Below are 8,267 nucleotides of genomic sequence, written 5' to 3' on the forward strand. Positions count from 1 at the left end.
CGTCGGGCCCCGCGAGTACGCCGGGTACGAGCTGCGCCCTGCGCCTCGCGATGCACCGCGCCGGGCGCCGCGGGCCGGCCGTCCGGCCGGAGCACCGGGAACGGCGCCGCCCCTTCAGGCGGTGGCGGCCTCGGCCGGGGCGGTGCGTGCGGAGGTGCGGGCCGCCGGGATCACCAGCGGGGTCCCCGTCTCCGGGTCGTCGATGATCCGGCACCGCAGCCCGAAGACCTTCTCGACGAGCTCGGCGGTGACCACCTCGGCCGGCGGCCCCTCCGCGACGACCTTCCCGCCCCGCATGGCGATCAGGTGCGTGGCGTAGCGGGCGGCGTGGTTGAGGTCGTGCAGGACGGCGACGAGGGTCCGCCCCTGCTTCTCGTGGAGCTCGGCGCACAGGTCCAGTACGTCGATCTGGTGCTGGATGTCCAGGTAGGTGGTCGGCTCGTCCAGCAGCAGCAGCGGCGTCTGCTGGGCGAGCGCCATGGCGATCCACACGCGCTGGCGCTGGCCGCCCGACAACTCGTCCACGCTGCGGTCGGCGAGCTCGGCGACCCCGGTCGAGGCCATCGACTCCCGGACGATCCGCTCGTCCTCCCTCGACCACTGCCGCAACAGCCCCTGGTGCGGGTAGCGGCCGCGTGCGACGAGGTCGGCGACGGTGATCCCGTCCGGGGCGACGGAGGACTGCGGGAGCAGGCCCAGGGTCTTCGCGACCTTCTTCGCCGGCAGGGAGCCGATGGCCTGCCCGTCGAGCAGCACCTGCCCGGCGGTCGGCTTCAGCATCCGGGAGAGGGCGCGCAGGAGCGTGGACTTGCCGCACGCGTTGGGTCCGACAATCACCGTGAAGGAGTGGTCGGGGATCTCCACGGACAGGTTCTCGGCGATGACCCGCCGCTCGTAGCCGAGGGTCACGTTCTGCGCGGTCAGCCGCTGCTGCACCTGCGTACTCCTTGAGTTGGTCATATACGTCCCGCCTTGCGCTCGGTGACGAGCAGCCAGAGCAGATAGGCGCCGCCGACGAGCCCGGTCAGGACCCCCACGGGCAGTTGGTCGGCGCCGAACGCCCGCTGCGAGGCCCAGTCGGACAGCATCAGCAGGACGGAGCCCATGAGCGCGCCGGTGAGCAGGTTCGACCCGGGCGAGCGGGTGAGGCGCCGGGCCAGCTGGGGCGCGGCGAGCGCGACGAAGCTGATCGGCCCGGCCGCGGCGGCGGCCGCGGTGGTGAGGAGGACCGCCGCCAGCATGAGCAGCATCCGCATGCGCTCGACGCGCACCCCGAGGGCGTACGCGGCGTCGTCGCCCATCTCGGTCATCCGCAGGGCCCGGCCCTGGCCGAGGACCAGCGGGAACAGCACCGCGCAGGTCGCCAGCAGCGGCCACACCTGGCTCCAGTCCCGGCCGGCGAGGGAGCCGGTGAGCCAGACCATGGCGCGGGTGGCGTCGACGAGCTGGGCCTTGGTCAGCAGGTACTGGATGGCGGCGACGAGCATGGCGGAGGTGCCGATGCCGACGAGGACCAGCCGGTAGCCGTTGATGCCGCGCTTGTACGACACGAGGTAGATGAAGACGCCCGTGAGGACGCCGCCGGCCAGCGCCCCGGCCGCCACCGCGTTCGCGTCGCCCTTGAACACGACGATCACGACGAGGGCGCCGACGGCCGAGCCGTAGTGGAAGCCGAGCAGGTCCGGGGAGCCGAGCGGGTTGCGGGACAGGGACTGGAAGATCGACCCGGCCATGCCGAGCGAGGCGCCGACGAGCAGGGCGACGAGGACCCGCGGCAGCCGCAGGTCGTTGACGATGAAGTCCTGCGCGGGCGAGCCGTTGCCCAGCAGGGTCTGTACGACGTCCCCGGGCGCGATCTCGAAGTCGCCGGTGCCGATCAGCAGGACGGCCAGGGCAGCCACGGCGGCGGTGAGCAGCAGCCCGACGGCCAGCGCCCGCGGCTCCACGCGCAGCGACAGCCCGCCGGGACCGCGCAGGGTCCGGGTCGGGGAGCCGAACCGGTTTCGGCCCGCTCGGAGTTCGACGGTCACAGCTGGGCCATCCTCTTGCGGCGGACGAGGTAGATGAAGACGGGTCCGCCGATGAGGGCGGTGACGATGCCGACCTGGAGCTCGGCGGGCCGGGTGACGACCCGGCCGATGACGTCCGCGCCCAGCAGCAGGACGGGCGAGAGGACCGCCGAGTAGGCGAGCACCCACCGCATGTCGGGCCCGGTGATGATGCGGACCAGGTGCGGGATCATCAGCCCGATGAAGACGATCGGCCCGCAGGCGGCGGTCGCGGACCCGCACAGCAGCGTGATGGCGACCATGGCCGCGATCCGGGTCCGCGTCAGGTGCGCCCCGAGTGCCCGCGCCGTGTCGTCGCCCATGGCCATCGCGTTGAGCGGCCGGCCCAGCGCCAGCGCGAGGAGCGCGCCGACGACGAGGAACGGGGCCACGTGCCGGACGGTGTCCATGTTGGCCGGGGCCAGCGAGCCCACGGTCCAGAAGCGGAGCTTGTCGAGGGCCTTGCTGTCCATCAGCTGCACGGCGTTGATGTAGCCGGTGAGGGCCGCGCTGGCCGCCGTACCCGCGAGCGCGAGGCGCACCGGCGTCGCGCTGCGGCTGCCGCCGAGCACGTACACGACGACCGAGACGACGGCGGCGCCCAGCAGGGCCCACCACACGAACGCGGTCAGGCTGGAGGCCCCGAGGAAGCTGATGGCCGACACGACGGCGGCCGCGGCTCCCGCGTTGACGCCGAGGATGCCGGGCTCGGCCAGCGGGTTGCGGGTCAGCGCCTGCATCACCGCGCCGGACAGCCCGAGTCCGACCCCGACCATCAGCCCGAGAAGGGTGCGCGGGACCCGCAGGTCGCGCACCACCACGTCGGAGGACGTCCCCGCGTAGTGGAACAGGCCGTGCCAGACCTCGTCGAGGGGCATCTGCTTGGCGCCGACCGCGACGCTCGCCACCGCGACGAGGGCCAGCACCGCGAGGGCACCGATCAGACCGGCGGCGCGCGCCGCGTGCCGCACGCGCGGGGCGGCGACCGGCGCCGCGCTCTGTTCAGGGGGACTCTCGACCAACACGCGGTTAGGTTAGCCTACCCTGCGCGTTTCTTGATCCCTGCTCTCCCCGATTCTGGCGCCTACAACCCCGTCCTGGCCAGGGCCTTCCCCCCGTCCAGCGTGCAGGAGCCGTCCCCCGCCCACGTCCACGCGGCCGCGCACAGCGACCGCAGCCCGTCGACCGGGTCGCCCTCGCCGTGCAGTTCGAGGACGCCGTCCCCGGCGACCGCGGTCCAGCCCCCGCAGCGGAAGCCGTCCCCGTCCGCCGCGACCTCCGGCTGCCCGGTCAGCAGCCCGCGCAGGTCCAGGTCCACGTACGTGGGCCGGTGCCGGGGCTCGGCCCGCAGCAGCTGCGCCCCGTCCGCGATGCCGGTCAGCACCAGCAGCGAGTCCACCTCGCCGTTGAACGCGCCCTCGATGTCGGTGTCGAGCCGGTCCCCGACCACCAGCGGCCGCTTCGCCCCCGTCCGCAGCACCGTCTCCCGGTGCATCGGGGGCAGCGGCTTGCCCGCGACCTGCGGCTCGGCGCCCGTGGCGATCCGTACGACCTCCACCGCCGCCCCGTTGCCCGGGCCGATGCCCCGCCCCGTCGGGATGGTCAGATCGGTGTTGGAGGCGTACCACGGCACCCCGCGGTTGATCGCGTACGAGGCCTCTGCGAGCCGCCCCCAGGGCAGTTCGGGACCCCCGTACCCCTGGACGACCGCGGCGAGCCCCTCCTCGTCGGCGGAGTCCACCGGCACCAGCCCGCGCTCGCGCAGCGCGACCCGCAGCCCTTCCCCGCCGATCACCAGCACCTTGGAACCGGGTGCCACCTGCTCCGAGATCAGCCGGGCCACGGCCTGCGCCGAGGTGATCACCTCACCGGCCTCGGTGGGGATCCCCAGCGCGTCCAGGTGCGCGGCGACGGCGTCCGGCGTCCGCAGGGCGTTGTTCGTGACGTACGCCAGGTGCATGCCGTCGGCCCGGGCCGCGGCCAGCGACTCCACCGCGTGGCCGATGGCCTCGCCGCCCGCGTAGACGACACCGTCGAGATCCAGCAGAGCCGTGTCGTATGCCTGGTGCAGGGCGAGTTCGCTGCCTGCCGGACTGGTCCTGCTCTGCCGGGTCATCCTGTCCACTCCCTGTCGGCCTGATCCGCTCGGTCTTCGGGCGTTCTCGGCCACACGCCCGCCGAGGTCTTCCTCACTCGATCATCCCGCATCGCGAGACGCGCCTTACCATGCACCAATGACCACTTCTGCCACCACGCACGACGGGCTGCGCCTGATCCCCTTCCACGGCCTGCGCTATGTCCCGGACCGCGTCGGCAGCCTGGCGGCCGTCACCTCACCGCCGTACGACGTGGTGGTGCGCCCCGACGGCGTCGACTACCTGGAGTCCGCCGACCCGCACAACATCGTCCGCCTGATCCTCCCGCAGGCGGAGACGCCGGACGCCCGCAACGAGCAGGCCGCGCAGACCCTGCAGGACTGGCTGGCCAAGGGCGTCCTGAGCGCGGATCCGGAGCCGGCCCTGTACGTCTACGAGCAGCGCAAGGGCCGTCTGCTCCAGCGCGGCCTCATCGGGGCCCTGGCCCTGTCCCCGGCGGACGCCGGCATCGTCCTCCCGCACGAGGACGTCATGCCGCACGTGGTCACGGACCGGGCGGGGCTGATGCGGGCCACGTCCGCGAACCTGGAGCCGCTCCTGCTCACGTACCGGGGCGGCGACGTCGCGGTCGGCGCGGCGGAGGTGGTCGAGAGGACCGCGCGGCGCGCCCCGCTGCTGGACACGACCACGGAGGACGGCGTCGAGCACCGGCTGTGGGCCGTCACCGATCCCGCGGACCAGGCCGCCGTCACCTCGGACCTCCGGCACCGTCAGGCGCTGATCGCCGACGGCCACCACCGCTGGGCGACGTACCTGCGCCTGCAGCAGGAGCACGAGTCCCCGACGCCGTGGGATTTCGGCCTCGTCCTGCTCGTGGACACGGTCCGCTACCCGCTGCGGGTGCGCGCCATCCACCGCATGCTGTACCGCCTCCCGCTCGCGGACGCCCTGGCCGCCGTCGAGGGGAGCTTCCGGGTCCGCCCGGTGAACGGTCCGCTGCCGCTGGCCCTGGAGGCCCTCGGGGACGCCGCCGAGCGGGGCAACGCCTTCCTCCTCGCCGGTGGCGGCAGCTTCCACCTGGTCACCGACCCGGATCTGGAGCTCCTGGAGCGGACCGTGCGCCGGGACCGGCCGGAGGCCTGGCGGCGCCTGGACGCGACCGTGCTGCACGCGACGCTCCTCGACGCCCTGTGGCAGATCCCGGACACGCCCGACCAGATCACGTACATACACGACGCGGCGGCCACCGTCGCCCTGGCCGAGCGACACGGCGGCACGGCGGTCCTGCTGCACCCCGTGCGCGAGGAGGTCGTACGGGACCTGGCCCGGCAGGGCGTGACCATGCCGCGCAAGTCGACCTCGTTCGGCCCGAAGCCGGCGACGGGCCTGGTCCTGCGCAGCCTGGGCTGACGCGGGACACGGCGGAGGGCGGCACCCCGTCGGGGTGCCGCCCTCCGTCACTCACTCAAGCGCTCAGGCCTTGTCGCCGTCCCGGCCCTCGTCCTCGCCGACGGCGCCCTCGTCGGCGACGTCGACCTCGGTCTCGGCTTCGGCCTCGGCTTCGGCCTCGGCCTCGGCGACATCGGCGTCGGCGTCCGTCTCGGACTGCTCGATCGGCTCGTACTCGTCGTCGTCCTCGTCGTAGTACTCCGTCTGGTCGGAGGCACGCTCGGCGCGGGCAACCTCGGCCGGGTCCTGGCCGTCGAACTCGTCTTCGTCCCGGTCACCGTCCTCGTCGCCGTCCAGCGCGTCGACGAACTCGACGCCGTCCAGCTCGGCGAGCCGGTCGGAGGCGTCCGTCGCGCCGTCCCGGTCCGACTCGAGGGCCTTGGCGAACCACTCGCGGGCCTCGTCCTCGCGGCCGGCGGCGAGCAGGGCGTCGGCGTAGGCGTACCGCAGGCGCGCGGTCCACGGCTGCACGGCGTTGGAGGCGAGCTCCGGGCTCTGCAGGGTGACGATGGCGGCGTCGAGCTGCCCCATGTCACGGCGTGCGCCGGCGGCGACCAGGCGCATCTCGACCTGGCCGGCCTTGTCGAGCTTCTGCACCTCGGGCTCGCCTGCCATGGCCAGGGCCCGCTCCGGACGGCCGAGGCCGCGCTCGCAGTCGGCCATGACGGGCCACAGCTCGACGGAGCCGGTCATGCGCTTGGCGGCGCGGAACTCCGCGAGCGCCTCGCTGTACTTCTGCACGGCGTACGCGGCGAAGCCGGCGGCCTCGCGGACGGCGGCGACGCGGGAGGCCAGCCGCAGGGCGATGCGCGAGTACGCGTACGCCCGCTCCGGCTCCTCGTCGATCAGGCGGGCGACCATGACCAGGTTCCGGGAGACCTCTTCGGCCAGTCCCTTGGGCAGGCTCAGGAGCTCCTGGCGGACGTCTGCGTCGATCTCCATGCCGGTGACGTCGTCGTCGATCGGCAGGCGCTTGACCGGCTCGCGGTCCCGGTCGCGGTCCGACCGGCCGCCGTCGCGCTCGCCCCGGTAGCCGCCGCGGTCGTCGCGGCCGCGGTACCCGCCGCGGTCGCGGTCGTCACGGCGCCCGTAGGAGGGACGCTCGCCGCGGTCGTCGCGGCGGAACCCACCGCGGTCACCGCGGTCGTCACGGCGGAAGCCGCCGCGCTCGTCGTCCCGACGCCCGTACGAGGGGCGCTCGCCCCGGTCGTCACGACGCGGGTACGAGGGACGCTCACCGCGGTCGTCACGGCGGAACGAGGGACGCTCGCCCCGGTCGTCACGACGCGGGTACGACGGACGCTCACCCCGGTCGTCACGCCGCGGGTACGAGGGGCGCTCGCCGCGGTCGTCGCGGCGGAACGAGGGACGCTCGCCCCGGTCGTCACGACGCGGGTACGACGGACGCTCACCACGGTCGTCACGACGGAACCCACCGCGCTCGTCATCGCGGCGCGGGTACGAGGGGCGCTCGCCCCGGTCGTCGCGGCGGAACGAGGGACGCTCGCCCCGGTCGTCACGACGCGGGTACGACGGACGGTCCTCACGGCGCCCGTACGACGGACGGTCGTCGCGACGCTCATCGCGGCGGAACCCACCGCGCTCGTCGTCACGCCTCGGGTACGAGGGGCGCTCGCCTCGGTCGTCGCGGCGGAACGAGGGACGCTCGCCCCGGTCGTCACGACGCGGGTACGACGGACGCTCACCACGGTCGTCGCGGCGGAACCCACCGCGCTCGTCATCGCGGCGCGGGTACGAGGGGCGCTCGCCGCGGTCGTCGCGGCGGAACGAGGGACGCTCGCCCCGGTCGTCACGACGCGGGTACGACGGACGCTCACCACGGTCGTCGCGACGGAACGACGGGCGCTCGTCATCACGGCGGAAACCGCCACCGTACGGACGGTCGCCGCCACGGTCGTCACGGCCGCCGCGGTAGCCACCCCGGTCACCGCCGCGGTCACCGCCGGCGGGACGGCCGTAACGGTCGTCGTCGCGGCGCCCGTAGGAGGGACGGTCGCCGCGGTCGTCGCGGCGGAACGGACGGTCGCCACCGCGGTCGTCGCGGCGGAAGCCGCCAGCGCCGGACGAACGGCCACCGCGGTCGTCGCGGCGGAACGGACGGTCGCCGCCACGGTCGTCGCGGCCCCCGCGGTAGCCACCCCGGTCACCGCCGTCGTTGCGACGGGGCTCGCGCTCCGGACGGTCGTCGGGAGAGTTGGACATGGGTGTGACTCCTGTCTTCGGGGTACCGCTAGTCATTCTCGCGCAACCGAACCCTGGCCGCGCTTCGGCGTAAAGAGGTGGAAAAACAAAAAAGGACCCTTGGTCCAGCGTTGAACGCTGGACCAAGGGTCCTGAAAGATTGTTCGGCGGTGTCCTACTCTCCCACAGGGTCCCCCCTGCAGTACCATCGGCGCTGAAAGGCTTAGCTTCCGGGTTCGGAATGTAACCGGGCGTTTCCCTAACGCTATGACCACCGAAACCCTATCGGTTTCGAGCGAACAAGCACACTCTGTAGTTGTGTTCAAGCTCTAGAAACCAGCAACTGTTCGTTGCTTCAGAACTAACACAGTGGACGCGAGCAACTGAGGACAAGCCCTCGGCCTATTAGTACCAGTCAGCTCCACCCGTTACCGGGCTTCCACATCTGGCCTATCAACCCAGTCGTCTACTG

At 73.1% G+C, this 8,267-nt stretch carries 6 protein-coding genes and 2 rRNA genes; 1 reads left to right on the forward strand and 7 read right to left on the reverse strand.

Annotated elements, in window-relative coordinates:
* Positions 1–114: 114 nt before the first annotated feature.
* The 4 genes from HYE82_RS14310 to HYE82_RS14325 are packed head-to-tail and all read right to left on the reverse strand — an operon-like array spanning position 115 to position 4,164.
* Positions 115–960 carry an ABC transporter ATP-binding protein gene (locus tag HYE82_RS14310; RefSeq protein WP_179174416.1) on the reverse strand — a complete coding sequence of 282 codons (846 nt, stop codon included), beginning with the start codon at positions 958–960 and terminating at the stop codon, positions 115–117.
* A complete protein-coding gene (locus HYE82_RS14315) occupies positions 957–2,030 on the reverse strand; it encodes an iron chelate uptake ABC transporter family permease subunit (RefSeq protein WP_179174417.1) in 1,074 nt (357 codons plus the stop codon). Before HYE82_RS14315 ends, HYE82_RS14310 begins: the two co-directional genes overlap by 4 nt.
* Positions 2,027–3,073 (reverse strand): iron ABC transporter permease, encoded by a 1,047-nt coding sequence (locus HYE82_RS14320; protein ID WP_179174418.1) that lies wholly within the window; start codon positions 3,071–3,073, stop codon positions 2,027–2,029. Before HYE82_RS14320 ends, HYE82_RS14315 begins: the two co-directional genes overlap by 4 nt.
* Positions 3,074–3,132: 59 nt before the next feature.
* Positions 3,133–4,164, reverse strand: coding sequence for an HAD-IIA family hydrolase (locus HYE82_RS14325; protein WP_179174419.1), 1,032 nt, complete (start codon positions 4,162–4,164; stop codon positions 3,133–3,135).
* Between the two features lie 118 nt (positions 4,165–4,282).
* Between HYE82_RS14325 and HYE82_RS14330 the strand changes: the two genes are divergently transcribed.
* Positions 4,283–5,554, forward strand: a complete 1,272-nt coding sequence (locus tag HYE82_RS14330; protein WP_179174420.1) for a DUF1015 family protein — start codon at positions 4,283–4,285, stop codon at positions 5,552–5,554.
* 63 nt (positions 5,555–5,617) lie between these two features.
* Here HYE82_RS14330 and HYE82_RS14335 read toward each other — a convergent pair whose 3' ends face one another.
* The 3 genes from HYE82_RS14335 to HYE82_RS14345 all read right to left on the reverse strand — a co-directional run.
* Entirely contained in the window at positions 5,618–6,535 is a 918-nt protein-coding gene (locus HYE82_RS14335) for a tetratricopeptide repeat protein (protein WP_179174422.1), read from the reverse strand.
* Between the two features lie 1,422 nt (positions 6,536–7,957).
* Positions 7,958–8,074: ribosomal RNA gene (gene rrf / locus HYE82_RS14340) — 5S ribosomal RNA — on the reverse strand.
* Between the two features lie 106 nt (positions 8,075–8,180).
* Positions 8,181–8,267 (reverse strand): 23S ribosomal RNA (locus HYE82_RS14345); the annotation flags it as partial.

Source organism: Streptomyces sp. BR123, from assembly GCF_013401435.1.
Classification (GTDB): domain Bacteria; phylum Actinomycetota; class Actinomycetes; order Streptomycetales; family Streptomycetaceae; genus Streptomyces.